General features: G+C 40.6%; 25 protein-coding genes and 1 riboswitch. Of the genes, 17 read left to right on the forward strand and 8 right to left on the reverse strand.

What is annotated here, in order from left to right; genetic code table 11:
• The first annotated feature begins 233 nt into the window (after window positions 1–233).
• Both abc-f and AC0VXY_RS10710 read left to right on the forward strand, forming a co-directional pair.
• Complete coding sequence (gene abc-f, locus AC0VXY_RS10705; protein WP_475527749.1) at window positions 234–1,895, forward strand: ribosomal protection-like ABC-F family protein; 1,662 nt, start codon at window positions 234–236, stop codon at window positions 1,893–1,895.
• Window positions 1,896–2,033: 138 nt separating this feature from the next.
• Entirely contained in the window at window positions 2,034–3,257 is a 1,224-nt protein-coding gene (locus AC0VXY_RS10710; RefSeq protein ID WP_475527750.1) for a dicarboxylate/amino acid:cation symporter, read from the forward strand.
• Window positions 3,258–3,306: 49 nt separating this feature from the next.
• On the opposite strand, the gene AC0VXY_RS10715 is transcribed toward AC0VXY_RS10710, so the two are convergent.
• Window positions 3,307–4,149, reverse strand: a complete 843-nt coding sequence (locus AC0VXY_RS10715) for a LysR family transcriptional regulator (protein WP_475527751.1) — start codon at window positions 4,147–4,149, stop codon at window positions 3,307–3,309.
• A 100-nt stretch (window positions 4,150–4,249) separates the two neighbouring features.
• On the opposite strand from AC0VXY_RS10715, the gene AC0VXY_RS10720 reads away from it, so the two are divergent.
• The 3 genes from AC0VXY_RS10720 to AC0VXY_RS10730 all read left to right on the forward strand — a co-directional run bounded on the left by AC0VXY_RS10720 (window position 4,250) and on the right by AC0VXY_RS10730 (window position 7,406).
• On the forward strand, window positions 4,250–5,098 hold the full coding sequence (locus AC0VXY_RS10720; RefSeq protein WP_475527752.1) for a sulfite exporter TauE/SafE family protein: 849 nt from the start codon (window positions 4,250–4,252) through the stop codon (window positions 5,096–5,098).
• 225 nt (window positions 5,099–5,323) lie between these two features.
• Window positions 5,324–6,625: a M20 family metallo-hydrolase gene (locus AC0VXY_RS10725; protein WP_475527753.1), complete on the forward strand. Its 1,302-nt coding sequence runs from the start codon at window positions 5,324–5,326 to the stop codon at window positions 6,623–6,625.
• 208 nt (window positions 6,626–6,833) lie between these two features.
• Window positions 6,834–7,406 carry a maltose acetyltransferase domain-containing protein gene (locus tag AC0VXY_RS10730; protein WP_475527754.1) on the forward strand — a complete coding sequence of 191 codons (573 nt, stop codon included), beginning with the start codon at window positions 6,834–6,836 and terminating at the stop codon, window positions 7,404–7,406.
• Window positions 7,407–7,462: 56 nt separating this feature from the next.
• Here AC0VXY_RS10730 and AC0VXY_RS10735 read toward each other — a convergent pair whose 3' ends face one another.
• Window positions 7,463–8,107: a glycosyltransferase gene (locus AC0VXY_RS10735; RefSeq protein ID WP_475527755.1), complete on the reverse strand. Its 645-nt coding sequence runs from the start codon at window positions 8,105–8,107 to the stop codon at window positions 7,463–7,465.
• Window positions 8,108–8,732: 625 nt separating this feature from the next.
• Here AC0VXY_RS10735 and AC0VXY_RS10740 point away from each other — a divergent pair.
• Both AC0VXY_RS10740 and AC0VXY_RS10745 read left to right on the forward strand, forming a co-directional pair.
• Window positions 8,733–10,145 (forward strand): N-acetylmuramoyl-L-alanine amidase, encoded by a 1,413-nt coding sequence (locus tag AC0VXY_RS10740; protein WP_475527756.1) that lies wholly within the window; start codon window positions 8,733–8,735, stop codon window positions 10,143–10,145.
• Window positions 10,146–10,293: 148 nt separating this feature from the next.
• Window positions 10,294–10,608 (forward strand): DUF3892 domain-containing protein, encoded by a 315-nt coding sequence (locus AC0VXY_RS10745; protein WP_475527757.1) that lies wholly within the window; start codon window positions 10,294–10,296, stop codon window positions 10,606–10,608.
• A gap of 327 nt (window positions 10,609–10,935) precedes the next feature.
• Here the strand turns inward: AC0VXY_RS10745 and AC0VXY_RS10750 are convergent, their stop codons facing one another.
• The gene (locus AC0VXY_RS10750) at window positions 10,936–11,172 is read right to left on the reverse strand and encodes a hypothetical protein (protein WP_435990850.1); all 237 of its coding nucleotides are present in this window, start codon (window positions 11,170–11,172) and stop codon (window positions 10,936–10,938) included.
• Window positions 11,173–11,375: 203 nt separating this feature from the next.
• Between AC0VXY_RS10750 and AC0VXY_RS10755 the strand changes: the two genes are divergently transcribed.
• Window positions 11,376–12,851, forward strand: coding sequence for a flavin monoamine oxidase family protein (locus AC0VXY_RS10755; RefSeq protein WP_475527758.1), 1,476 nt, complete (start codon window positions 11,376–11,378; stop codon window positions 12,849–12,851).
• Between the two features lie 172 nt (window positions 12,852–13,023).
• Window positions 13,024–14,190 carry a stage II sporulation protein P gene (gene spoIIP / locus AC0VXY_RS10760; RefSeq protein ID WP_435990845.1) on the forward strand — a complete coding sequence of 389 codons (1,167 nt, stop codon included), beginning with the start codon at window positions 13,024–13,026 and terminating at the stop codon, window positions 14,188–14,190.
• 72 nt (window positions 14,191–14,262) lie between these two features.
• On the opposite strand, the gene AC0VXY_RS10765 is transcribed toward spoIIP, so the two are convergent.
• Complete coding sequence (locus AC0VXY_RS10765) at window positions 14,263–14,478, reverse strand: Fur-regulated basic protein FbpA (RefSeq protein WP_475527759.1); 216 nt, start codon at window positions 14,476–14,478, stop codon at window positions 14,263–14,265.
• A 106-nt stretch (window positions 14,479–14,584) separates the two neighbouring features.
• Window positions 14,585–14,692: riboswitch (SAM riboswitch) on the reverse strand.
• Between the two features lie 220 nt (window positions 14,693–14,912).
• Here AC0VXY_RS10765 and AC0VXY_RS10770 point away from each other — a divergent pair.
• Window positions 14,913–16,310 (forward strand): protoporphyrinogen oxidase, encoded by a 1,398-nt coding sequence (locus AC0VXY_RS10770; protein ID WP_475527760.1) that lies wholly within the window; start codon window positions 14,913–14,915, stop codon window positions 16,308–16,310.
• Between the two features lie 148 nt (window positions 16,311–16,458).
• Window positions 16,459–17,328 carry an aminoglycoside adenylyltransferase domain-containing protein gene (locus AC0VXY_RS10775; protein WP_475527761.1) on the forward strand — a complete coding sequence of 290 codons (870 nt, stop codon included), beginning with the start codon at window positions 16,459–16,461 and terminating at the stop codon, window positions 17,326–17,328.
• 15 nt (window positions 17,329–17,343) lie between these two features.
• Here AC0VXY_RS10775 and AC0VXY_RS10780 read toward each other — a convergent pair whose 3' ends face one another.
• Entirely contained in the window at window positions 17,344–18,366 is a 1,023-nt protein-coding gene (locus AC0VXY_RS10780; protein WP_435990837.1) for an STAS domain-containing protein, read from the reverse strand.
• 354 nt (window positions 18,367–18,720) lie between these two features.
• On the opposite strand from AC0VXY_RS10780, the gene AC0VXY_RS10785 reads away from it, so the two are divergent.
• Together AC0VXY_RS10785 and AC0VXY_RS10790 are read left to right on the forward strand one after the other, a co-directional pair.
• Window positions 18,721–19,608 carry a diacylglycerol/lipid kinase family protein gene (locus AC0VXY_RS10785; RefSeq protein ID WP_475527762.1) on the forward strand — a complete coding sequence of 296 codons (888 nt, stop codon included), beginning with the start codon at window positions 18,721–18,723 and terminating at the stop codon, window positions 19,606–19,608.
• A 127-nt stretch (window positions 19,609–19,735) separates the two neighbouring features.
• Entirely contained in the window at window positions 19,736–20,110 is a 375-nt protein-coding gene (locus AC0VXY_RS10790; protein ID WP_475527763.1) for a nucleotide excision repair endonuclease, read from the forward strand.
• Window positions 20,111–20,183: 73 nt separating this feature from the next.
• Here AC0VXY_RS10790 and AC0VXY_RS10795 read toward each other — a convergent pair whose 3' ends face one another.
• Window positions 20,184–20,618 carry a hypothetical protein gene (locus AC0VXY_RS10795; RefSeq protein WP_435990831.1) on the reverse strand — a complete coding sequence of 145 codons (435 nt, stop codon included), beginning with the start codon at window positions 20,616–20,618 and terminating at the stop codon, window positions 20,184–20,186.
• A gap of 133 nt (window positions 20,619–20,751) precedes the next feature.
• On the reverse strand, window positions 20,752–21,309 hold the full coding sequence (locus tag AC0VXY_RS10800) for an MEDS domain-containing protein (protein WP_435990829.1): 558 nt from the start codon (window positions 21,307–21,309) through the stop codon (window positions 20,752–20,754).
• A 190-nt stretch (window positions 21,310–21,499) separates the two neighbouring features.
• Between AC0VXY_RS10800 and AC0VXY_RS10805 the strand changes: the two genes are divergently transcribed.
• The gene (locus AC0VXY_RS10805; protein ID WP_435990827.1) at window positions 21,500–22,024 is read left to right on the forward strand and encodes a GNAT family N-acetyltransferase; all 525 of its coding nucleotides are present in this window, start codon (window positions 21,500–21,502) and stop codon (window positions 22,022–22,024) included.
• A 336-nt stretch (window positions 22,025–22,360) separates the two neighbouring features.
• Complete coding sequence (locus tag AC0VXY_RS10810; RefSeq protein WP_435990825.1) at window positions 22,361–23,065, forward strand: class I SAM-dependent methyltransferase; 705 nt, start codon at window positions 22,361–22,363, stop codon at window positions 23,063–23,065.
• Between the two features lie 51 nt (window positions 23,066–23,116).
• Here the strand turns inward: AC0VXY_RS10810 and AC0VXY_RS10815 are convergent, their stop codons facing one another.
• Window positions 23,117–23,995 carry a LysR family transcriptional regulator gene (locus AC0VXY_RS10815; protein WP_435990823.1) on the reverse strand — a complete coding sequence of 293 codons (879 nt, stop codon included), beginning with the start codon at window positions 23,993–23,995 and terminating at the stop codon, window positions 23,117–23,119.
• A 112-nt stretch (window positions 23,996–24,107) separates the two neighbouring features.
• Here AC0VXY_RS10815 and AC0VXY_RS10820 point away from each other — a divergent pair, with 112 nt between their 5' ends.
• Window positions 24,108–25,193 (forward strand): citrate synthase/methylcitrate synthase, encoded by a 1,086-nt coding sequence (locus tag AC0VXY_RS10820; RefSeq protein WP_475527764.1) that lies wholly within the window; start codon window positions 24,108–24,110, stop codon window positions 25,191–25,193.
• A gap of 270 nt (window positions 25,194–25,463) precedes the next feature.
• Complete coding sequence (locus AC0VXY_RS10825) at window positions 25,464–25,973, forward strand: NUDIX hydrolase (protein WP_475527765.1); 510 nt, start codon at window positions 25,464–25,466, stop codon at window positions 25,971–25,973.
• Window positions 25,974–25,988: the final 15 nt, after the last annotated feature.

Consider the following 25,988-nt stretch of genomic DNA (forward strand, 5'->3'; position numbering starts at 1 on the left):
AGGAAACTTACTTTCCTGATATCAAGATTATATTTTCACAAAGAGGCAAGCTACGTCAGCATTATGTATGACGTCATCGGCTTCTTTATGGATTAGATGTTGATTATGATACAAGACTGTAGGAAGGATTCCCTTCTTATGGTCTTTTTTATTGCAATTGAATAGAAGTAAATTCTTTTTTGACCTGACCATAACTAGCGTAACTTCATTTTTGAAGGAAAGAAGGAACGCATATGTTGGAGTTGAAAGTAAATGGAATCAAAAAATATATGGAAGCAACACTTGTCGTTGAAGATGTTTCACTTGAAGTGGATCAAGGAGACAAAGTGGGGATCGTCGGGGAAAATGGGTGCGGGAAAAGTACAGTCTTAAAGGTGATAGCAGGCATTGAGCCGATGAATTATTATCCTGGATACCCGCAGACTTCTAGCTATGGATATGACGAAGGTCTCATTCACATGTCAAAGGGGGCTACAAGTGCGTACTTGGAACAATCGCCTGGCTACCCTGAAGGTTTGACGGCGAGGGATGTCCTTAATTCAGCATTTGAAGAAGTAGATCGACTCGAATTAGAAATGCGTAAGTTGGAAAATGATATGAGGATGTTGGAAGGGAATGACCTTGATAGAGCTTTGAATCGATACAGTAATGTCATTCAATTATTTGAAGTAAAGGGTGGTTATGAGAGGGATGAGAAATTAAGCAAGGTCTGTACGGGACTACAGCTTACAGAAAGCTTGCTGGACCGTGACTTTGATTTATTAAGTGGTGGAGAAAAAACAACCGTCGGGTTAGGGAAGCTGTTGATCCACCAGCCGGACATCCTGCTCCTCGATGAACCGACGAATCACCTGGATATATCATCGATTGAATGGCTGGAAGGCTACCTGAAGAGCTATAAAGGTATGGTTCTCATTGTCTCCCATGATCGCTATTTCTTAGATAACGTAGTGACAAAAATTGTGGAAATTGAAGATAAGAAATCGATTTCCTATAAGGGGAATTACTCTTCTTTTGTTCTTCAAAAAGAGGAGAATATGAGACTACAATATGAACATTTTAAGGAGCAGCAGAAGAAGATCAAACGGATGGAAAATACGGTAATAAGTTTGAGGGATTGGGCAATGCGATCTGATAATACGAAGTTTTTTAAAAGGGCTGCAAGCGTTCAGAAAAAACTATCCAAGATCGAACAAATTGATAAACCCATTTTTGAAAGAAGGAATATGCAACTTGAGGTGAAAGCCTCTGGAAGATCGGGAAAAGACACGATTAAAGGAGTTGGATTGTCGAAACAGTTTGGAGATAAATTGATATTTGCCAATACTGACGTCATGGTCCGTCAGGGAGAACGGGTAGCCATGCTGGGCCCAAATGGATGTGGAAAGTCCACTTTCCTAAGGATGTTAATAGGCGAAGATCAACCGGATAAAGGCGCACTACAGTTTGGTGCAAATGTAAAAGCTCCTTATTTACCTCAAATCATTACATTTAAGAACGAAGAAGCCACCGTCCTAGACGCTTTCCGGGAAAACATCTTTATTCTGGAAGGAAAGGCGCGGGAATACCTTTCAAAGTTCATGTTTTACAAAGGCAGTGTATTCAAGAAAGTAAAACATCTTTCAGGGGGAGAGCGAATCCGATTAAAACTTGCATTGTTATTGTTTCAGGATATCAATCTGCTGATCCTGGATGAGCCGACGAATCACTTGGATATCGATACGATTGAAACTATCGAGGAAGCCCTGGACGAATTCAGTGGTACCATTTTCTTCATCTCACACGACCGCTATTTTATCAATAGAATGGCAGAAAGAATCATCGCCGTTGAGGATTATACATTAAAAAGCTACAGTGGCAACTATGATGATTATAAAAGAGAAATGGAAAAGTGAAGTAAAGAGGAAAGGCACCTTAAAAATCTGATTAGTTAAATCATTGAGGGACGGACCTTGAAAACAAGGTCCGTCCCTCATCACGTAAAAGTGATATAATGAATATCTGAAAAAAATATAGGTAAGGACGTAGATGAAATGAAGTACATATGGAAGCAATATATGAAAGTGCCATTTGTTTTGAAGATGTCCGTCGGGTTCCTTTTAGGGATCATCGTCGGCCTTGTCTTAAAATCAGATGCTGAGATCCTGAGACCATTTGGGACGGTACTTATTCACCTTCTTAGCTTGATTGCCATTCCAGTGATATTCCTCACCGTGGTTCAAGCGGTGAACAAGATGAGTATGACACAGCTTGGTCGGATGGGTTGGAAGCTGATTCTTTATTATGCTGCTACTACGGCAGCCGCTGTCTTCATCGGTCTTGGTTTGGCGTTCCTGTTCAACCCTGGAACAAATTTAGAACTGCCCAATACGCAGGTGGAAGAACCGAAAGCACCGCAGTTTGGGGATGTCTTACTGCAAATCATTCCTGATAATCTATTCCAGGCTTTTGCCGGTGGTGATACTCTGGCCATTATGTTCCTTTCGATCATCATGGGGATAGCCATTTCGTGGATGAAATATTCTGCAGACAGAAAGATGGAAGAATACGGGCAATTATTGGATAAATTTTTTACTGCCTTCAACGAAATGTTTTATATTCTCCTAAGAGGGGTGTTGGCTTATGCTCCCATCGGTGTGTTTGCCATCAGTGCGGCTACATTTGGTCAGCAGGGGTGGGAAACGATCCAATCTCTATTGAAGTTTGTCGGGGTCTTTTATCTTGGAATCCTTCTTTTGTGGGGTGTAGTATATGCTGGATTCTTGAAGCTGACGGGTACCTCTGTCATCAATTTCTTCAAACAGACGAAAGAAGCATATAGCACTGCTTTCTTTACATCCAGCAGCATCGCATCCTTGCCGGTAGCCATTCAGTCTGCTAAAAAAGCCGGTATTTCTGAAAAAACGGCGAATTTCGCCTTACCTTTAGGGGCTATCTTCAATTCAGACGGGGGAGCTTTACGAATGGGTGTATCGATTGTATTCGCTGCAAATGTGACGAATCTGCACCTTTCTGTTACAGACCTGTTGATGATCGTGCTGGTCGGGACTTTACTATCTATAGGAACATCTGGAGTTCCTGCTGCAGGACTGGTTACATTATCTGCGGTATTAACGATGTTCGGCTTACCACTCGAAATAGTCGCCCTCATTGCAGGAGTCGATGCCATCATCGGGATGGGTGGAACGGCATCTAACGTTACCGGCGACATCGTCGGTGCAGCTGTCGTAGATCGCTCAGAAGAGAAAAACGGCTAATTTGTTATGAAAGAGGGACGGACCTTGAAAACAAGGTCCGTCCCTCTATTTAATTCGGATGCTCAATCAAGGATATCAGTTTTTTTATGACAGGATCTGAAGTCGCAGTTTCAGGATGAACTGCATAGATGGGTCGGTGGACAACATGTGGTTCAATGGGGACGAGTTTTCCTTGGAGCACTTCGTCTTTGACCATGGAGCTTGAAAGAAATGCGATTCCGAGTCCTCTTACAGCAAGTTGTTTGATTAAGAAATGACTGCTTGCTTCAAGGACTTCAACCGGTACGATGCGCTCCGACTTTAAGAATTCATCCGCATATTCCCTCGTCCCAGACCCTTTTTCCCTGAGGATGAACGGGGAAGAGTGCAGGTTCATCCTGTTGCTCGCGAAGAAGCGGAGCTCATCCCGACTGATCACCTCTACATGAAAGGGTTCTAATCCTTTTGTTCCTTCTACGAGGGCAAGATCGAGATTGTTTGAATTCAAAGCTTCCACTATCGTCTCGTGATTATGTATCATCAATTGTAAACGGACTTGAGGGTATAAGACCTTGATCCTTTTAACAAAATCAGGAAGCAGAACATCACTGACGGTGTGAGTGGACCCAATCCGTAATTGAATTTCCTGCTTCTTTTGATTCACTTGTTCCATTTTCCTCCACAATTCCATCATCTTTTTTCCCTGCTCAAATATCCGTTCTCCTGCAGGCGTCAACTCAAACAGTTGATTGGTGGAGGAACGGTGAATGAGTGCTACTCCAAGGGCTTGCTCCAACTTTTTAATATGGACGCTGACGGTAGGTTGAGATAAATTCAGGTATTCACTTGTCTTGGTGAAATGCTGAAGTTGGGCGAGAGTAACAAACGTGCGAATCCAGTCCAGTTGCATCATATACCTCCATTAATAAACGTAATCGACTATATTATCATTATTCATTTCTATTATAACTTATATAGAGGTATAATGTTCTATGAAGGAAGTGACGTACGACATGGAATGGATTTTATTTATGATAGGTGGCGCCGTCATCGGTGTCATCTCAGGTTTTTTTGGGATAGGGGGTGGGATTGTTCTGACTCCTACCTTACTGGTTCTTGGATATGAGCCTAGTCAGGCCATCATCTTATCCTTGATGCTTACTCTGGGATCTACGGTGACGGGTACCCTGTCACATTTGCGTTTAAAGAATGTGTCCACGAAGTTAGCGGTTTTCCTTGGGGTGTTCGGAGTAATAGGCTCTGTAGTAACCGTACCATTTGTAAAATGGCTTGACGCCATCAACGGGGCATCGACGTTTATCTCAATTGTGTATATTGCTATATTAAGTTGGTTTTCTTACCAGTTTTTAAGCAAACGACAACAGGACTCGAAGCCCAAAGGGATCTTTGCAGCTCCCGTAATAGGCTTATTCACGGGAATGATTTCATCCCTTATGGGTGTCAGCGGGGGATTTGTCATGACTCCCTTACTTACAAAATGGCTGAAACTTGATCTGAACAAAGCGATTGGAACAAGTATTACTGCTGCTTCCATCATTGTATTGTCAGGTATTACCTCATATATGTACACAGGGGAGTCACTTGACTATCGACACGGAATCTTGCTGATCGTCGGTGCGTTGATCGGGACACCAATCGGTTCCATCCAGCTCAAACGATTCTCCGGCGTCATTGTAAAACGGATGCTTGCTGTCCTGTATATGGTCGTTGCAGTAAGTGTCATATTCAAAATGCTTTCTATAGCAACAGTCTCACTCGGTTTGATACTCGGAGCGGTAGTTATATTCTTCGGAGTGCTGATTTATTCACAACAGCAATCAAAGAGAGCAGCAAACTATTGATGAGACCATTTTTTGGAGAGAGGGGATTCCCCTCTCTTTTTTTAATTTTAAAAGTTGGAAGGATAAAGTTGTTAAAGTAGAGAACCTATTTTTATAGCAAGATCCGAAGTAAGTATTGATAAGTATCCTTCTGATCTTGTTTCATCATTTATTGACAATCTGTCTAATGATTAGCGAGACAATAGACCTTACAATGGTAATAAGTCTAAAATTCATTAACAAAGGATGATTCTATTGACTATCAATCGAAAAAGATTAAGTCTTCATCTGCAAGAGTTAGCTGAAATCGGAAAAATTGGGGAAACTGGCGTTTGCCGCCTGGCTCACTCGAAAGAAGATCGAGAAGGAGTGGATAAGGTAAAAGGATGGATGGAAGATGCTGGATTAACGGCAAGGATTGATGGATTTGGTAATCTGATCGGCAGGATGGAAGGAAAAGATAAAAACAAACCCGTCCTTATACTTGGATCTCACATTGATTCACAGCCTTACGGGGGCAGATTCGATGGAACAGCGGGGGCCCTTGGAGCAATCGAAGTTGTTCATACAATGATGGACAATGGGATCATACCTGAACGGACCATTGAAGTAATATGTTTCTCTGATGAAGAAGGAAGCCGTTTCAATAAAGGCATTTTTGGTGTCAGGGCTTTGGCTGGAATGTTGGAGGAAGGGGAACTCGATCGAAAAGACAAATCAGGGGTGACGAGAAGGGAGGCACTGAAGGAATTTGGTGTCGATACAGACCTGACATTAAGCCCTGTATATAGGAAGGGTGATATCGCCGCTTTCCTGGAGCTTCATATAGAACAGGGACCGGTGCTTGAAGGAAAAGATAAGCCAGTTGGGATTGTGTCAGGAATTTCAGGGCCGATTTGGTTGACGATTACACTTGAAGGATTTGCCGGTCATGCCGGATCCGTTCCAATGAAAATGAGACAGGATGCTCTGGTTGGTGCATCAGAAATCATTCGCAAATTCGATGAATTGGTTAAAGAAGAAGGAACCGATACCACAGTTGGTACAGTAGGAAGTATGCAGGTGTTTCCGAATTCCAGAAACATTATTGCTGAGAAGGTAGAGTTTACAATCGATCTTCGTGATATCGATCTTGAAGCACGGACCAAACTCGAACAAAAACTTTATCAAATGATTGAAGAAACCGCTTCCGCTTATCACCTTAAATATGACATCCAAGAAGATACACGAAGTGAACCAAGGTACTGTGCAGATTGGATTAAGAAAGTCATGAAGGAAGAAGACGAAAAGCTCGGCTTCGACTCTCCTACCTTGATGAGCGGACCGTTCCATGATGCCCTGATCATGTCCTATATTAGTGACTATGGAATGATCTTCGTCCGCTGTGAAAAAGGAATCAGTCACAATCCATTAGAGTTTGCAGAGATGGATGATATCGAAAAAGGTGTGCAGCTTCTATACGCCACCGCATTGCGAATTTGTCAGGAACAAAGAGTCGATCACCTTGTTCCGGATAAAGTCGGGTATTCTTCAAATGATAAAAACTAAAGAGTCGACTCTTGATTAGTACAAAGGAATGCTGTCCCGCTACGCCAGGCTATCTCTTATCACACTAAAGAGATAGCTTTATTTATCGTATAGTCAAACCTGTCAAGAGATCAATAAGGAACGATATCAGGTAGAATGCAATCGTTTGCACTTTAAAATAATATTAGATAAAATTTTATCAAAGCTACTTACATTGATGGAGGTCTACATGAAAACTGAAAAACAGAAAATGCTTAATGGTGAGCTTTATGAACCCTGGGATCCACAATTAACCGAAGAGAGAAAAAGAGCCCGTTATTTAACGCGAATGTTAAATCTAACAACGGAGGAAGAAGGGGGAAAAAGAGTTTCAACAATTAAACAGCTATTCGGTTCAACGGGAGAAACGGTTTATTTAGAACCAAACTTCAGATGCGATTATGGATATAACATTCGCGTAGGAAACAACTTCTTTGCTAATTTCGACTGTGTGATATTGGATGTGTGCAACGTCAGTATCGGAGAAAATTGTATGCTTGCACCCGGGGTACATATTTACACGGCGAGTCATCCTATCAATCCCATCGAGCGTAACAAGGGACCTGAATTTGGAAAGCCTGTCACCATCGGGGATAATTGCTGGATAGGCGGCGGGGCAATCATTAACCCAGGGGTGAATATTGGGGATAATGTAGTCATTGCGTCTGGCGCGGTTGTGACAAAAGACGTTCCCTCAAACGTAGTGATTGGTGGTAATCCTGCCCGGATCATCAAGGAAATTGAGTTGGAAGGGAATACTTAATGGTATGATTAAGATAGAAAAAGGAGCTGGAAAAAACATACTCCCAGCTCCTTTATTTAAAATTTTTCAGGAAACTGCTTCACAATGCCATTAGATAAGGCATCAGACAAGTGACGAATATGTGCCCTCCCCTCATCAAAGCTTTTGATATTAGCTTTCCAATCTTTATTAATCCGTGCCACTGCTTCGTCGGTAACGAATTGTAGATGCATGTATAGCAAATCTTTCAATTCTTTCTCAGACCAATGGGAATTGGCGCTTGCTAAGAGTCGGGCAATGTCATCGGCATTTCGATACCACTCTTTATTAAGTTGTTCTACTTGAGCTGACTTGCCACCTTTTGCAGCATCGACGATCTTTCCTGCAAGTACAATATGTTCTGTTAATAAATCGGCTAATTTGTTACCTGCTTTTTCCCCATAATAGGGTTTGATTGCATTCCCGATATCCTTCTGATTCTGAAGCAACCTAGCCAGTACTACATCTGTGTCTTCCAACCCATCCACTGCACTAATGATATAGTTTCTTGTGTAGAAGACGTGATCGGTCCATAGTGTCCTCATTTCTTCCCGGACTTTCATGCTAGCTTCACTTAAACAAGAATCCTGCTTAGCTGCTGCCATTCCCGGTAATGAAAAGAGGGACGCCATTACGATTAACAAAAGAACCCCATATTTCTTCAACTGAATTCCTCCCAGCATATTTGTTCTATGTTTATCATTTGCTTCTTTACGTCAAGCATTCATTAAATTGTGATTAGAAGATATGTTAACTTGAAAAAAGTTGTCCATTTTTAATTAAATTGAGTTGCTTGTCCTCACCAACCCGACACTCTCGACATAAAGTGTTCTATGGAGGTGATGCATTGGCAAGAAAAATATTTCAATACCTTTTTCTCAGTCCACCCGTAAATCATGCCAAATTTGAAATGGGATCTCCTTCCCTCTCGAATCCGTACGTTGCACAGTTTGGGGTGACTCTTAGGCCCCATATAAAGGTAAAGAAACAATGGTTATAAGATCAACAGTTCATACTGAAAAAATTGAAGCGACCACAGTATGGAACTCCGCCGGTCAATCGATACAATGATTATGAATAAAGTGAATAAGAACGTGTTTTTTGCAATACAATAGAGAGAAAGAAAAAATTAAACCCTATAAGAAAGTCCCCTCCATGAATATAAAATTGTACGTGAAAAAAGTGTTTCCTGCTCATAAGCGGGGAACCTTTTTTATATTGAAAAGAGGTTGCGATAGGATAATGTCCAAGCATGCTTGTCCACTAGTGAATATAGTACTATATGTCAAACTCTTAGGAGGAAATTAATTGAAAACCATCATGATTGATCCAGGACATGGAGGATCTGATCCTGGTGCCACGTATAATGGAAATGAAGAAAAGAACTTCAATCTTTTGACGGCACTTGTAGTAAGGGATTATTTGGTGTCGAATTACAATGTGAAGGTATTAATGACGAGGACTGGGGACCAAACCTTGTCTTTAATAGATAGATCCAACCTTGCCAATCGTTCGAATCTGGATTTTTATTTATCCATTCACCACAATGCAGGTGGTGGGACCGGGTTTGAAAGCTATATATACAATGGAAGTGTACCTACACGGACTTTATCATATCAAAAGACTATCCACGAAGAAGTAATAGAAGCCGTTCAGCCATTTAAAGTAACAGACAGAGGGAAGAAGAGAGCAAATTTTCATGTACTCCGTGAAACGAAAATGCCATCAGTGTTAGTGGAAATTTTGTTTGTTGACACCTCAAAGGACGTTGCGCTCCTGATTGATACAAAATTCAGAAAAGCAGTAGGGATTTCCCTTGCAAAAGGAGTTGCAAAAGCACTTTCACTTCCAGCAAAAGAGTCCGGTAATCAGCCACTTTTCAAAGTGATAGCCGGGTCATTTACAGAACGGAAGAATGCTGAAGACCGGTTGAAAGAGTTGAAAGCTGCATCATTTGAGTCGTTCATTGATACTGTAGTCGTTTCAGGGAAAACGTATTTCAGGGTTCAAACAGGGGCTTTTTCAGTGAGGGAAAATGCTGAGGATCAGATAATAGCATTAAGCCGGGTTGGGATTGATGCCTTCCTTCTAAAAGAAGGGGCTGCGCCAGCTCCTGTGCCGACGGACCCTCCGCCAACCGATCCACCGGAACCTACCCAGCCCCCACAGCTGCCGGGTATCGAGTATACCATTATAGGAACATCTATTATCCAACCCCAGCAATTAGATGAGTTTGTTAAAACCGTGAACCCTTCCGCTCCCATGGTGGGGGAATTTTACATTTTTTACGGAAGCCTTTGTGGTATCCGTGGAGATATTGCATATGCACAAGCCATTCACGAAACCAATTATTTCAGATTCACAGGACAAGTGAAACCTTCTCAAAATAACTATGCAGGGATAGGTACAATCGGACCCGGAAATGATGGGGCTTCATTCGCTACGCCTGAACAGGGGGTACTTGCACACATTCAGCACCTTTACGCGTACGCATCAATCGAACCCCTTCCAGATGGTGCACCACTGGTCGACCCGCGATTTTCACTGGTCACCAGAGGTTCTGCCAAGAACTGGACCGATCTAAATGGAAAGTGGGCTGTTCCAGGAACTGCCTATGGTCAAAGTATTCTTTCTATATATAAAAGAAATATTGAAGATGCTCTTAAAGCAATTGAAAGTCAGAAAATATTGCTGAATAATGCGCTGGATAAATTGAATTAAGCTGAAAAGAGAGTGCTGTATAGTCGGCACTCTTAACTTTATTTAAAACCGATTTCACTTTTATTCCTAAATAAATGCATTAATCAGTCCATACATATGGATGGACCGGAACGTAAATACTAAACGTATGTTCGGGAGGTGAGTCCAATTGGAAAAAAAGAATTTTGAACAAATTTATGAAGAATACAAGCAAGAAGGTAATGTCCAGGCTAAAATGGAAATAGCTGATGAACTTACTACAGGTGCAGAACAAATTGTCGCTGTCCGAAGAAACAGTGACGATGACCTTATCGCATTCAAGACCGAAAGTGGCAGGGAGTTGGATTATATAACCGCTCTCAAGGAGGCAAAAGCAGGAAAGATCGCCCATGTCGATGTGATTCATCGTTATGGCAGGGATGTCCTGCGAAGTGAGCCGGATGGACTGAAAGAAAATAATCTTAGTGAACTTCCTTCCTTCTAAAGAGGAAAAAACAAACGAGCATACCCAATAATGGGTTATGCTCGTTTTTGTGAGGGACGGACCTATCAGTCTTCCTCCTTCAATAAATGGTGCAACATTCGTTCTCGATCTTCAAAAAATTGAGATCCTTTAAGTAGCGTATACTTGGAATGTAAAAAGGATAGGAGTGAAATGAGGGGATGTCTTCTCTCTTGAGTGACACTGTCCGTATATAAGGCTGATGATAAAATGACATAGTTTCGCCCCTTTTTATCTATAGATTAACATAATGCATCATCATACAAACAAAAAACTGCCATTACCGGAGTAATGGCAGTTCGTTTAACGTTATCTCGAAGGTTCAAGTAGCACTACACTTTCTATAGTCGACGCCAAAAGGCTGATATCAGTAAATTCTTCCACTTTCATTGAATCCACATAGGTGATGCGGAAACATTCCCTGTCCAAATGGTAAGTAACGGTCATAACTGGTGAGTGCTCATGGTCAGAAATCGTATGAACAATCTCACTTTCCTTGAATTCCTTAAGAGTCTTGAGCATGGTTACGATATTTTCTAGTGACATTTAACATGTCTCCCTTCTACTGCTAGAGGGATTGACTAAATACAGTCTCGTAGACCCAATGAACCTTAAGTATAACATAGAACGGTTGAAATAGAAACATGCGTTCTGAAAACAACTGCAAATGATCAGTATGTCACAGGAAACAAATGTATACCTCCTTAAATGGATTCATATGATGAAAGAGCAAGGGAGGTAGGTGTAGAATGGACGATCGAATAATGAGAGATGCCCCTTCTGAATTGAAATATCCGGATGATATGCTTTCAATCATCCGAAAAGGACTAAAGCCATCTAAATCCAAAAGGATCATCATCATTGGTGCCGGGATGAGTGGACTGGTTGCAGCCTCAACATTAAAAGAGGCTGGACATGACGTCATGATTCTTGAAGGAAACAAGAGGATCGGGGGGAGGGTTTATACTGTTAGGAAGCCGTTTACCTCAGGTAATTATTTGGATGCCGGTGCTATGAGGATTCCAGATAACCATCAGTTGGTATTTGAGTATATACGAAAATTCAAACTGCCATTTCAACCTTTTCAAAATACTTCTTCGAAAGACCTGTTTTTAGTAAATAACATTTTAGTGACGAGAAAACAGTACGAAGCGGATCCGGATATTCTGCAATATCCTCTTCCTGAAAATGAAAGGGGGAAAACCGCTTCTGAACTTTTTCTAGAAGCGACCCAGCCCTTTGTGGATCTATATAATAATAGTGAGCACGAAGAACAATTGAGATTGATAAAGCAATACTCGAATTATTCCGTGGGACAATTTTTGTCTAACAACCCGTTTGGAAAATCCTTATCGTTGAATGCCATCCGGAAAATAAATGTCATTCTCGGGATTGAAGGATTTCCTGAGTTTTCATTTGTCGATATATTGAAAGATATTATTTTTCCGATCTTTAGAAAAGAGACGAAGTTTTATGAAATATCAGGTGGAAATGATCGATTGCCCTATTCATTTATGGGTGACCTACAGTCCCAACTTTTTTTGAACCAAAAAGTGACCCGTATCATACAATCTAAGTCGGGTGTCATCGTTCATACGGTTAACCCATTGGATGGAACGGGGAGGGAGTATCAAGCTGACTTCGTGATCGTCACTATTCCTTTTACCGTATTTCAATTTATTGATGTCGTCCCATATAATTCGATTTCTTTTAAAAAGTGGCAGGCGATCCGTGAAGTGACCAATGTGCCTTCTGTAAAAATCGGAATCGAGTTCAGAAGCCGCTTCTGGGAAGAAATGAATTACGGAAACATTGTATCTGATCTTCCCACCCGATTTACTTATATGCCAAGTCATGATATTGGAAGCAACAAGCCTGGTGTGATGCTGGCAAGCTACAGCTGGGGTCAAAACGCTCTCTTATGGAATAGCAAATCGAAGGAAGCAATCATTTCAGAAGTGTTGAAGGAACTATCCAGGGTTTATGGAAATCGGGTTTATACAGAACTGCTGAATTATTTTGTATATAATTGGAGCAAAAATCCTTTCTCGGCAGGATGTTTCACTCTATACACACCGGGACAGGCAGCTGATATCGGGGATTATATCCGGACACCCGAAGGAAGGATCCATTTTGCAGGGGAACATACTTCTTCTTTTCACGGGTGGATAGAGGGAGCGGTAGAATCCGGTATCAGGGCTGCACATGAAGTGAATGGGCGATAAACCAAAAACGCATCTCAACATGCGTTTTTTTACGTTCATGTCGTTTTAGAAAAAAGATCTACTACTTGTTACCTGTTTCCCATAAGAAATCAGACCGAATCCTGAAAAAATCTTCTACTCCTTCGACACTCTGCATAAAGTTAACTATTAAATACTTTATATAGGGGTACTGATGATGTCGTATAAGTCTCGAAATAATAATAGCTTAGTCCCACTAGTATTCGTTTCTATGAAAGCCGTCATCCGGGTAGTATTGATAGGGATCATCCTTATGTATGCAATGGTGTGGCTGATTTCATCGACGGCCATTAAATTGAGGGTGGACAGCCTCTTTTATACTTCCGTATCAGAGCTTGTACCGAAAGAGACATTCCTTATGCTTCTGTCACAGGAAATGACGGGTTTGCGCATCGAGAATAAAGAGGCAATGAATACTGACTTTGATTGGTTGGAAAGCGTAACAAATGTTTCTCTCCTTGACCCAAGGAGTCTATTTGGACGGGAAATCCCTGGAATCGAAAATTATCATACGCATATAGCCGTTGCCGGAAAAGGGACGGACATTACCAATTTACCTAACGAGTCCCCAGCGCCAACGGAGGATCAGTTGAAGGATCAGGAAATCGATCAGAACCAAGTCGATCAAGCCAATCACAACTCAGGTGACGGTGTGCAGGAAATCGAAGAAAAGTCCGTTTTCATTTACCACTCCCACAGTTGGGAAGCCTTTAGCCCACTGATTAAAAACAATGACTCCAAAGACCCGGCAAGTACCAATGAAAAGGTCAATGTCATTGCAGTGGGATCAAAATTGAAACAGGAACTCGAATCACGAGGGATCGGGGCAGTTCAGGATAAGACAGATGTAAACCAAGCGCTAAAAAATAAATCATGGACCTACTTTGAATCCTACAAGTTAACCAGGGGACTGGTTCAGGAAGCAATCGCGCAAGATGACAATCTTACCTATTTAATTGATATTCACCGGGATTCCCAGCCCCGAAATATTACGTCCAAGACGATCAATGGTAAGAACTATGCCCGATTATTTTTCATTGTAGGGAAAGAAAATAAGAACTTTGAAAAGAATCTGAAAATCGCAAAAGAATTGAATGCTAAATTAGAGGAGAAGTACCCTGGTATTAGTAGGGGAGTGTTCGTTAAAACAAAAGCGGAAGGAAACGGGGTTTACAATCAGGATTTAACAGAACGGGCCATGCTCCTTGAATTTGGTGGTGTGGAAAATAACTTAGTAGAATTATATAATTCCACCGAAGCGTTTGCTGAGATTTTTGCAGCTTATTATAAGAAGGATGCGGTTGAGGTAAATGCTCAATAATATTGAAATGACGTGAGCCAAAGGCCCGCGTCATTTTTTGTTTTGCCATTCCCGAATTGATATACGTGGCTTCTAACTGGTTAGTTTCGAGCAATTCTTCCAGTGAATAGAGCCACTATCACTATGAGGATGGCATTCTCTCTGGATATACAGATATTCATTCTCCAGTTCTCTTAGTGATAGCTCAAATAATTGTTTATCGTCTTTTTTGAAAATGTTATGGACAATCAATTTGTTAATTAACTCATTTTTTCGTTTATTGATCGCTTCCTGGAGAATTTCTCCCATAATGATCACTCCTCTTATAATGTAAATGAATAGAGGAAGAGACTTTTTAACGTAAAAAAGCCAACTTCCTAGTAAGATAAGAAGAAGACTTTAGGTGTAAAACTTCAACTTATCTTTCAAGCTTCACGCTTGTGGAATTAGCACAGTGTTCTAGAAAACAGAATCTGTTGCTGAGGTATCATAGGGCCAGTCCCTCTACCTCTCTGGATAAGTGGCTATATGGTTATCAGAATTCAATTATATGTTATATCAAACTATTCCTAGTTGTCAACTATGAATTATGTATAGGCGTAAATAGTTTGAAGGAACAAGGATCAACATGATACCTTTCTCTTTTTACATGCTATTTTCCTATTTTAGACATAGTTTCTTTTTCTAATCTGTCTAAAACATGATAATCTGTATACATACACGTAATTAATGGAGTGGATAGCATGAAGAAAGTGGTTGTCGTTGGTGGAGGGATTACAGGCTTAACAGCTCTGTATTATCTGCAAAAAATGTCCAGGGAACATAACCTGGATATTGAGTTAGTTTTAATTGAACGAGATCAACAGCTCGGTGGTAAGATCAGGACGATAACGGAAGGTGACTTTATTATGGAAGCTGGCGCAGATTCCATTGTTGCCCGTAATGAGGGAGTTCTTCCGATTGTTAATGAACTACACCTTCAAGACGAACTCGTATATAACGAAACAGGAACATCCTACATTTATACAAATGGGGAATTGCATAGAATACCCGCCGACACGATTTTCGGCATTCCGATGAGCATAGAATCACTTAATGAAAGCACGCTTATTTCTGAAGCGGGAAAGAAAGCGGCGCTCCTGGACCTGGAAACGAAAAATACTTTATTCACCAAGGAAAGCTCCATCGGAGAATTTTTGGAAGCATTTCTCGGGAAGGAACTGGTGGAAAATCAGATTGCACCTGTATTATCAGGAGTTTATTCAGGCAACTTGTATAAACTGACCATGGCGTCGACCCTTCCATATCTTCTTGATTATAAAAATGAATATGGAAGCATCATCAAAGGGTTATCTGCAAACAAGATGAAATTCAAAGGATCTTCCAATAAAAAGTTTATTTCCTTTAGGCATGGGTTATCCACCATTATCGACCGTCTGGAAGAAGAATGCGGTGATGCGACGATACTAAAAGGAACAGAGACAAAAAATCTCCGTATGACTGCTGCCAAATATGAGCTCACGTTAAAAGGTCATGAAAACATTCAAGCAGATGCTGTCATTTTTGCAACACCACATGATGTGACTCAACAGATCCTAAATCACGAACATTTAAACAAGGATTTTAATGCCCTAAGAAACTCTTCCTTGATCTCCATCTATCTGGGATTTAATGTTCCTGATGAGGAGCTTCCTGCTGATGGTACAGGGTTTATTGTTTCGAATGGCAGTGAGGTGAAGTGCGATGCATGTACATGGACGAGCCGGAAATGGAAGCATACATCCCGAAAGCACAATCTCCTGGTAAGACTCTTTTATAAGAGCACGAGTGCTCATTACGAGCAGTTAAAGAATTTGAAAGAGGACGAGCTGACAAGAGTGGCACTGGATGATATAAGAAAGAGCGTCGGAATCAATGCGGATCCCATTTCAGTGGAAGTGACAAATTGGAAAAATCTAATGCCGAATTATCATCTTTCACACAATCAGGCCGTGCAGGCTTTGGAGCAGTTGCTCTCAACTGAAATGCCCCAAGTGAAACTGGCCGGAGCCTCATACTACGGCGTGGGGATAGGCGCATGTATTCAGAACGGGAAGAAAATAGCAGAGTCATTAATAGAAGACATCATGAAAGAAGCTTGACCTCATAGGAGTCAAGCTTCTTTTGGTAATGAAGAATAAAATACCCCATATGAAAGATAACTATTGAATACTCTTCCATTATTTGAAATAATTGGCTATATAGAGGCGAGTTCATTGTACGAATAAAAACTATTCAATGGAGGAAAACATGACAAACGTACCGAAAATAGTACACAGTGTACTAGATGAATATATTAGACTGTTCAATACATATCTGCCGGAAACCCTGGAAGGCTTGTATTTACATGGGTCCGTTGCCCTGGGAGCATTTGTGAATGATTCAAGTGACATTGATTTTATAACCGTTACCAACCGTCGACTAACCACAGAAGATTCCGACGCACTTAATCGTATCCATACCACACTCCAGCAAACGTTTCAAAAACCGGAAATGGACGGGGTATATATTTTAAAAGAAGATATCGGGAAGATGGATCCAAGCTGTAAAGATGATACCGAAATGTACGCATACTATAACAATGGTGAATTGAACTTTGGAGAATATTTCAACTTTAACCCTATCACATGGTATTTAGTGAAGCATAAGGAGATTAGAGTTGTAGGACCTGAAATTTCATCATCCTTTTCAGGACCATCGGCAGAGGAATTGTGCCAATATGTCCTTCAAAATATGAATACTTATTGGGCTGGAAGACTTCATTCCATCGAAGAATCGCTAGATGAGGTAAAACATTACCCTACCGCTATGATTGATGCTGAAATAGAGTGGTCGGTCCTTGGAGTTCTTCGTCAATATTACACATTGAAAGAAGCGTCTATCATTTCAAAGCAGGATGCCGGTCAGTATGGGTTGCAGGAACTTCCTGAAGAGTGGCATAGTCTGATTAGGGAAGCGATGAACATCCGTTCAGGGTTGAATGGGTTTGATACAAACTCCAATGAATATCGTGGTCAACAAACAATTAAGTTTTTAAAATATCTGATTCCCCTGTGCAATCATTTGTCTAATGAACCACATATTCAACGCTTGGACAAAGAGGTAAAAGGCAGGAAATGATCCTGCCTATACTTACTACACCTTTTTGATGATTTCCATGCCTAATTGATCCAGCGCGTAGTTGACTCCCTGTTGGAGGATTGAAAAGCAGGGAATATGGTTCATCCGATAGCCCCTCTGGGTGACCTTAATACTCAGTTCAGAAGAAATCCCCACAAGTAAACATTTAGTACCTAATAGGGAGGCAGCACTTACGAATTTCTGAATGAAAGATAACGTATAATCATCCACCCTGCTGAGACTGGTCAAATCGATAATCAGAAATTCAGCTTTGTAACGCGGCAGATTGAGAAGTGTTTTATTCAGCAATTCTTCAGCTCGAATTTCATTATAGCGACCAACGAGAGGGACCACGAGAATCGAGTCCAAAACAGGAATGATCGGAGAAGAAATTTCTTTAATGATTTCAGATAATACTTCTGTTCTCTGTTGTGTAATACGGTCCAATTCTTCTTGTGCTGCTAGGGTTTGCTCTTCCATTAGCGCATTGACATTCAAAGAGGGTGAAATGTCGGAAGCGAAAAACTCATAAACACTACAGTCGTCACCACTGATCTGGCTTTTTGCGACCCGGTACCATACTTTGGAACCGAATATTCCAGTCAGAACACCTGCCCAATGACCAGGCATGAAGGTGCCTTCTACTTCTTTTCCCTGAGCGACGTTCACTTTATATTCCCATCCATTGCCAAATTTGACGACGGCCGTTTTATTTTCAATGGAGTAGGATAGAATTTCTGTTATTCCCCACCCGGCAGTTACATATGTATTAGGCAGCTTATCCAGGATCATTTCCGGCTCTCCTATCGATTTCAAGTAGAAGTCACTGACGATTAATCCGGTACGGTAGCCCGCTGTTTCAAGAACCAGTCGCGCCTCTTTTTCACCAGCAATCTCCTCGATAGAATCAATCAACGTTTTAAAAGCAGTATTCACCCAGAATAGAACGACTTCATCATTTTCAAACGTTATAGAGCCCTTTTCCAGGTCCCAATCAAATAAAGAGCCATTCACATCAATATCATACTTCCTCATCATCTTTACCCCCATCAATGCCAGAATAGATTTCTCTACTTTTTTATAAATTATATGAATAAATCAAATACTACTCTTTTACCCAAATCTGATAACAGATAAACCATTGTCTAGTGAAGAAACATGAGTTGGGTATACTAAGTTCCAAACCTTCAGTTTGGAACAAAGGCAGGTACACATATGCACAATATCTTGAAAAAACCAAAAGAGTCCGGGTTGTTCCATTGATCATGTTGATACTATAGAAATCAGGTTATTCATTTGGCTGCCCTGCTTTTTCACGATGGAAAAGGATTCCTCTCTTTACATTTAGGGTAAAGCCTAATGAAATACATAATGTAAAAGGGAGGAAATAACGTGAAGCAAGCCATGTTAATCGTCAATCCATCTTCTGGGAAGGAATTGGGTGAACAATATAGTGACCATGCACTTAAAACAATGAAGGATATGGGGTATGAGACCGTTTTGCGATTGACTAAAGGAGAGGGGGACGCAATGGAATTTGCGAGGGAAGCTTGTGAGAAAAGATACGATTTCCTTGCCGCAATGGGCGGGGATGGCACAATCAATGAAGCCATTAATGGAATGTCTGAACAGGAGTACCGTCCTTTATTCGGCCTCATCCCCCTCGGTACGGTCAACGATTTTGCACGTGCTCTCAATATTCCAATGAAACCTGAAGAAGCAATCGATATCTTTAAACAAAATCATGTTCAGAAAACCGACGTCGGAAAGATCAATGATCGATACTTCATCAATATTGTGGCAGTCGGAGCATTAGCAGAGGCTTCATTTTCCACACCGGTTGAACAGAAATCAAAGCTTGGCCCACTTGCCTATATAATAGAAGGAATGAAGAAAATGAAAGAGAAGCAGCCGTTTGAGCTTAAGGTCCAATCCGAACATGATTGGGAAGGGGAAGCCCTTCTTATGCTTGTTGCCCTTACCAATTCTGTAGGGGGGATGGAAACCATCGCACCGGAAGCCAAGGTGAATGATGGACAGCTTCATGTCTTTATCATTAAAGATATGGCTCTTCCCAAGTTCCTTTTATTACTTCCTAAAATCCTGCTAGGTGAATTAGCAGAAAGTGAACATGTACACTATATGAAAGTTAGCAAACTCCTGGTGAACTCCACCTATGAAATGATAGCCAATATTGATGGGGACGAGGGAGACAAACTCCCAATCACAATAGAAAATTTGAAACAGCATCTGGACATTCTCGTTCCGGTTAAGAAATAAGAATTCGCCTAACGAAATGAGAGGGGAGAGGCACTCCTTTTTTAAAGGGAAGTGCTTCGTTGTATAGTAATTCTAACCTTTTTGTGTTACCATTACTTCTTACAGCAAACAAAGGACGTGACCATTCATGATAAACATTCAAATCCCACAAGCGGATATTTCCATAACGGAACGAAGACAACCGAAAGATTCTGAGGAACCAACGATCAAAAGCATCCAAGGCTTTATTGATCTTCACGAGATTCCAAGAGATAAGGGCGGCATCATCTTATTTTATAATATCAATGATGACCTTCTATTCGTTGGGAAAGCCAGAAAGCTGCGACAAAGAGTAAAGAAGCATCTTGAAGATACCGTATCACCACTGCGTAATCACAGAGATGAAGTCTACCGAATCGACGTAGCTATCGTAGAGGACGCTATGGATCGTGACATTTATGAGACATACATCATCAATAAACTTCAAGCGAAATATAATGTAGACAAAGTGTTCTATAAGTAAGAATACTAAAAGGTACCAGGGGCCGATTGAGGTCCCTGGTACCTTTTTGATTTATAGAGATGTATTTAAGCTTCTAACGGGCATACGCTGGATTCCATTTCACCAACAATTCTTCCCGAACTCCAAAATAGGTTGTATCCGTCCTATCAGTTACTCCGTAAGAAACCTCAGTGCCGTCATCACTCCAATGAATGTTGATCGATACGATGACAGAAGGTCTCTTCACTCCGGCTATCTCAATATCAACTTGTTGCTTCAATTCAAATAACGTTTGAAAGCTGATTTCCCGTCTTTGAATCGATGGTGGGGAGGGGGAATCTTCAATGTTTACATATTTCTTTTTATTATCCAGAATATCATACGTAATAAAAGATTTCCCGGGTTTAATCCAGTACACAATTTGTACTATGCGCCCTGCCTTTAAAGAAGTTCCAGAATATGTTTCATGAAAAAGATCCTCATACTCAATGACTTCATTCAATTTGATGGGATTGATGGTTCCGATCATAAGAACCCCTCCTGGAATAAATGTTGAAAGCTTTATAGTTATAGATATTGGAGGGGTGTCATTCATAGAACCATGAGAACAAAACAGTTCAAAAATAAAAGACCCGTCTTAAAAGAAGGGTCTTTACAGTTTCCTATCTCCTATATGTCATGGATAATCGAAGATCTTCATCTGTCAACACAAATTGATGAACCATTTCCAATGTTTCAGTCAACGTACTTGATAGGTTGCGTCGGGGATAGGCGCAAACGGAAAGAATACCTTCCTGAAAAACATAATCATCAGCAATTGATTCAAACTCTTTAATTAAGTTTGCGTTTGGTTCTTCCGAAATCCATTCGACATGCCCCCAGGTTCTTATGGAAGAATTTAAATTCTTAATGACGGAGAGGTCCTTCTGGAAAGCTTTGAGAATATGCTGAGTGTTAAAGTCCCCATTAAAAAAATAGTAGTCAAAGTTATCAACTAACGAAATGGATGAGAGCTGTTCCTCTGTAAACAATCTGTTCATTCTATTCTTGACCTTGGTGATATTTCTCATGCTTTCAATAATCAACATGTGTTGATTATTTTTCAAACCAGTCCGAATAAATAACATCAAATTCCGAATGTAGGCTTCCTCCTGCTGAAATGGATAAAAAACATGACCTTTCTGTATCGTTCCAAGCTTCAAATCATTTAACACTTCCATATATCCTCACCTCTCGTCCCAAAAATTCTTGCCTTTACACTAGGCTTCTTTAAGCATAACATAAACGTATAAGAAGCTATACAGATTTATGATTGAATATTCTAATAATTGTGTTTTAGAAGTAATGATCACATGGCACAATTCGTTGTCTTTTCACTTTATCCATAGAATGAGAAAGAGAGGAAGAGAGATGACTCTTCACATCAAAAAATTAACCCACCCAAACACTGATATCCTTAAAGCATTAAACAAATGGGATAACCATCCCGATTTAATTCCATTTATTCGCCCGAATCCAAACAGGGAAGAGCTTGAACAGTGCAGGAACATGGACATGGATGTATTGAAAGAGCGATTGGAATTTCATCATATGTTTCTTATTTACCTTGAAAATAAACTTGTGGGGGAAATGAATTATATGATCGATCCCGCTCATCTTTATAAAAAAGTGAAAGGAACTGCCTGGTTAGGTATTACGATTGGAGATCCCGGGGCACGCGGAAAGGGAATAGGATATAAAGCAATTCGTTATTTAGAAAAGGAAATAAAAAATCAGGGACTAACTAGAATAGAACTTGGTGTTTTTGAATTTAACACCCAGGCATATAAGCTATACAGGCAGATGGGTTATCAGGTAATAGCCAGAATCCCTGACTTTACCTATTGGAATGAACAAATGTGGTCAGATATCCGTATGGAGAAGATCCTGGTTTGATTCTTTCAAAATTAGAGAACTAGGATACATATTACATTCGTAGTTTATTACATTTTTGTAACAATTGTGACAATGATAGTAATCCGACTGCTTTCAACCTCACTCTCCAGTATGATCAGATTCCGCCCAGTTAGATGAAAACGCATTCGAATATCCTAGCTTTTACGTACATAAAAGACCCCGTAAGATCGATTTTTGGATGCGTATAAGCAGAGCGAATCATAAATTTCACTCGTGATTCATCCATAAAATAATATATTTGTAAAATCGTGGTAACCTTTCTATCCTTGTAATAAAGTAAAATGAAATCAGTTGATAGATAAAGGAGGGAACCATATGCAAGAAAGTATTCATAATTACGATGATTTATTAACCATGCTTGATTCATTTTTACGGGAACCTGAACCATTCTGGGATGAGTTTTTTTCTGACCGGGAGAAACCTGTACCTATCTTTGTGAATGCACCCGACGAGAACTTAGTTTCTTATATAGAACGTGGAATAATCACACGGGGCAAGGTACTCGAACTTGGCTGCGGACCGGGTAGGAATGCCATTCACCTTGCAGAAAAGGGATGCGAGGTTGATGCAGTCGATGTATCTAAAACGTCCCTTGATTGGGCTAAGGAACGAGCCAAGGAAAGAAATTTGACCATCAACTTTCTACATCAGAATATCTTTGATTGTGACTTCCCAATTGGAAAGTACGATTTCATATACGATTCAGGATGTTTTCACCATATTGCTCCTCATAGAAGGATAAGTTACTTAACTCTCATTGAAAGAGCATTAGGGGAGGGAGGATACTTTGGTATAACATGTTTTTATCAGGGTGGTAAATTAGGCGGCTCTGATCTATCTGATTGGGAAGTATATAAAAAAGGCTCACTGATGGGAGGGTTAGGATATACAGAAGAACGGTTAAAGAGTGTCTTCCAATCATTAAAGCCCATTGAAATCAGGAAAATGATCGATAAAAATGGTTCAGATAACATGTTTGGCGCATCTGACTTACTGACAGGTCTTTTTCAAAAAAGGTAATTAATAAAAAGGATGGCATCGTCACTAATTTGTGATGATCCCATCCTTTTTTCACACTCTGAATCGAGACAGGAAACGTAAAAATTCGTTTTGTGTTTTATGTTGATATTTTGTAAGTGCGAAGGTTTTAGCTTCCGGCATGGGAAAAGCACTTGAATGGACCTCTAGAAGCCTCCCTTCCAACAGCTCTCTCCTAACTGATGAGGAAGGAAGATAAGATACGCCGAGCCCTTCTGCGATGAACCGTTTCGTAATATGTGTCTGCGAAACTTTCATCATCCTTGTTGTCGGATAAAATTGTTTGATGGTATAACAGAGTTCATCCCAATAAGAAGGGTGATTGTGGGTCAATAAGTAATTCGAAGCCAGTAACTCCTCTTCTTCCAGGGGCGGTGCTGATTCAAAATCCCTTCCATCATGAGGAGCCACCAAAATGACATTATCTGAAAACAAGAGAGTCTGTTCAAGTTCAGGACTGAAACAGGGGAGACAGGAAAGTCCGATATCCACCCTTTCTTCCAAAACTGCGTTTTCTATTTCCGCAGATTCAATGATTTCAACCGAAATCTCCACCTGGGGATGATTCCCCAAATATTGCTTTAACACAAAAGGCAACACATTATCAGCAATCAAAGGGGAGATAGCCATTTTAAGTGTGGTCGTATAACCCTGACTAAAAGATTGAATGTCTGTTATTCCTTCCTCATAAACCTCGATCAATCGCTTCGCATTTTGTAAATAGGATCTCCCCGCTTCTGTCAGTTTGATTTTCTTCCCCTCTCTCTCAAAAAGGACCACTCCGAGTTCTTTTTCAAGTTGTTTAATATGTACCGATACGGTCGGCTGTGAGATATACAATCGCTCGGCAGCTTTCCTGAAATGATTGAATTCAGCTGCGATAATAAACGTTTTAATAATATTCAAATCCACTAGATCTACCCCTTATTATAAAATATAATCAATTCAATTAAATATATTTAATTTTCTTAATTATAAATCCATTATACAATAATTGTAATAAAGCAAAAAGGGGATGTTCTGAATGTTTAGTGAAGGGTTAAAAGGAATAGTCGCAGCTCAAACGTCGATCAGTCACATTAATGGAAAGGAAGGTACCCTCATCTATAGGGGATATGAAATCGGAGAACTCAGTCATCTGTCATTTGAAGGTGCTGCGTTCTTGTTGTGGTATGGGTATCTCCCAAAAGACGAGGATGCAGTGGAAATCAAGAAGAAATTGAGCACTTACCGAGACTTGACACCTGCAATGAAGGACACCCTTCATACTCTCCCAAAAGAAATGGATATCATGAGTGTATTAAGGACGGTTATCTCCTCTATGGGAGGATCAGTTTACAAATGGAAGCCTACTATAGAGCAATCATTGAGATTGACAGCTGTCATACCTACCATCATTGCCTATCGATTCAATATGCTGATGGATCGACCTCTATTAGAGGCAGATACCAAGTTAAGCCATGTGGAGAATTATCTATATATGCTGACCGGAAAAAGTCCTTCAAAGGCAGTTGTGAATGCACTTGAAACATATATGGTTCTCACACTCGAACATGGAATGAATGCTTCTGCCTTCTCGGCAAGGGTCACGGCCTCAACGGAATCAGATCTTGTTTCAGCCATCACTTCAGCGATCGGGACAATGAAAGGTCCACTTCACGGTGGGGCACCATCTGGGGTCATTGATTTATTGAATGAAATAGGCGTGGCTGAAAAAGCCGAAAATATCATCAGAGGAAAATTGCTGAAAGGTGAAAAATTGATGGGATTTGGTCATCGGGTATATAAGACTCATGATCCAAGGGCACTTGCTTTAAGAAAAAAGCTGTTAGAAAATAAGGGGGATGATCACTCTTTGGATCTGGCACTATTTGTCGAGAAGAAGGCGATCGAACTGTTAGCTGAATTAAAGCCGGGAAGATCCCTATACACCAATGTAGAATTTTACGCTGCCGCCATCATGAAATCGATTAATCTGCCATCAGAGTTATTCACACCGACATTTACGGCCGCTCGCATCGTTGGTTGGACCGCACATGTATTGGAGCAGGCTGAAAACAATACCATATTCAGGCCGCAATCCGAATATATTGGAAAACGAAACGCCTAAATAACGAAGCATTCCCGTCTAGTTGATGAAGGTTTTGTGTAAACGCTTAGAGTCCTCTAAGCGTTTTTTTCTTTGGAATAGATTATGGTATTGAAGGACAATAAGAAAATTTGTCGAATGGTAAATAGTGCGAACTGGTATAAGGGATATCTTCAAGCATGCTCAATTCTTATATCAATCCTTATTAAAGTTATTCCCTACTTGTTTTCAATCAACCCAATCCCCACCCCGGTAGGGTAACTAATATACTCGAAGAAAGGAGCAAAAGGTTTGTTTGAAACTGTATTAGGTAAACCAAAAGACGGGATGACTGAATACAATACGAAATATAGAACCGCCGTTAAGGCAGTCATAATGCAAGATGGTAAAATCCTTCTTATGCATTCCAACAGGGGAGATTATAAATTTCCAGGAGGCGGAGTCGAAGAAGATGAAAGTCTGTCTGTTGCCCTGATAAGGGAAGTTGCCGAAGAGACCGGCTTCATACACTGTCAGGTAAAAGAGCCTGTAGGTATCGTGACACAAAGGCATATGGACATGAATGATGAAGATACACTATTTGAAATGACTTCACACTATTTTCATTGCGAACTATCAGACTTGGATAAAATACCTCAACGATTAGAAGAATATGAGGCGGAGCTCGAGATGACTCCCAGATGGGTAACATTGGATGAAGCCATTGACGGGAACGAAATGTTGATGGGCACGTATGAGGATAATCGATGGATTAAAAGGGAAAACTATGTTTTGGTAGAATTAAAGAAATTATACGAATAGGACGTAAACGCTTAC

Source organism: Rossellomorea sp. QJM3NY_18 (assembly GCF_056173145.1).

Coding starts and splice junctions, on each gene's coding strand:
- abc-f (WP_475527749.1), top strand. CDS start 234: ATGTTGGAGTTGAAAGTAAATGGAATCAAAAAATATATGGAAGCAACA.
- AC0VXY_RS10710 (WP_475527750.1), top strand. CDS start 2,034: ATGAAGTACATATGGAAGCAATATATGAAAGTGCCATTTGTTTTGAAG.
- AC0VXY_RS10715 (WP_475527751.1), bottom strand. CDS start 4,149: ATGATGCAACTGGACTGGATTCGCACGTTTGTTACTCTCGCCCAACTT.
- AC0VXY_RS10720 (WP_475527752.1), top strand. CDS start 4,250: ATGGAATGGATTTTATTTATGATAGGTGGCGCCGTCATCGGTGTCATC.
- AC0VXY_RS10725 (WP_475527753.1), top strand. CDS start 5,324: ATGATTCTATTGACTATCAATCGAAAAAGATTAAGTCTTCATCTGCAA.
- AC0VXY_RS10730 (WP_475527754.1), top strand. CDS start 6,834: ATGAAAACTGAAAAACAGAAAATGCTTAATGGTGAGCTTTATGAACCC.
- AC0VXY_RS10735 (WP_475527755.1), bottom strand. CDS start 8,107: ATGCTGGGAGGAATTCAGTTGAAGAAATATGGGGTTCTTTTGTTAATC.
- AC0VXY_RS10750 (WP_435990850.1), bottom strand. CDS start 11,172: ATGTCACTAGAAAATATCGTAACCATGCTCAAGACTCTTAAGGAATTC.
- AC0VXY_RS10755 (WP_475527758.1), top strand. CDS start 11,376: ATGGACGATCGAATAATGAGAGATGCCCCTTCTGAATTGAAATATCCG.
- spoIIP (WP_435990845.1), top strand. CDS start 13,024: ATGATGTCGTATAAGTCTCGAAATAATAATAGCTTAGTCCCACTAGTA.
- AC0VXY_RS10765 (WP_475527759.1), bottom strand. CDS start 14,478: ATGGGAGAAATTCTCCAGGAAGCGATCAATAAACGAAAAAATGAGTTA.
- AC0VXY_RS10770 (WP_475527760.1), top strand. CDS start 14,913: ATGAAGAAAGTGGTTGTCGTTGGTGGAGGGATTACAGGCTTAACAGCT.
- AC0VXY_RS10775 (WP_475527761.1), top strand. CDS start 16,459: ATGACAAACGTACCGAAAATAGTACACAGTGTACTAGATGAATATATT.
- AC0VXY_RS10780 (WP_435990837.1), bottom strand. CDS start 18,366: ATGATGAGGAAGTATGATATTGATGTGAATGGCTCTTTATTTGATTGG.
- AC0VXY_RS10790 (WP_475527763.1), top strand. CDS start 19,736: ATGATAAACATTCAAATCCCACAAGCGGATATTTCCATAACGGAACGA.
- AC0VXY_RS10795 (WP_435990831.1), bottom strand. CDS start 20,618: ATGATCGGAACCATCAATCCCATCAAATTGAATGAAGTCATTGAGTAT.
- AC0VXY_RS10800 (WP_435990829.1), bottom strand. CDS start 21,309: ATGGAAGTGTTAAATGATTTGAAGCTTGGAACGATACAGAAAGGTCAT.
- AC0VXY_RS10805 (WP_435990827.1), top strand. CDS start 21,500: ATGACTCTTCACATCAAAAAATTAACCCACCCAAACACTGATATCCTT.
- AC0VXY_RS10810 (WP_435990825.1), top strand. CDS start 22,361: ATGCAAGAAAGTATTCATAATTACGATGATTTATTAACCATGCTTGAT.
- AC0VXY_RS10820 (WP_475527764.1), top strand. CDS start 24,108: ATGTTTAGTGAAGGGTTAAAAGGAATAGTCGCAGCTCAAACGTCGATC.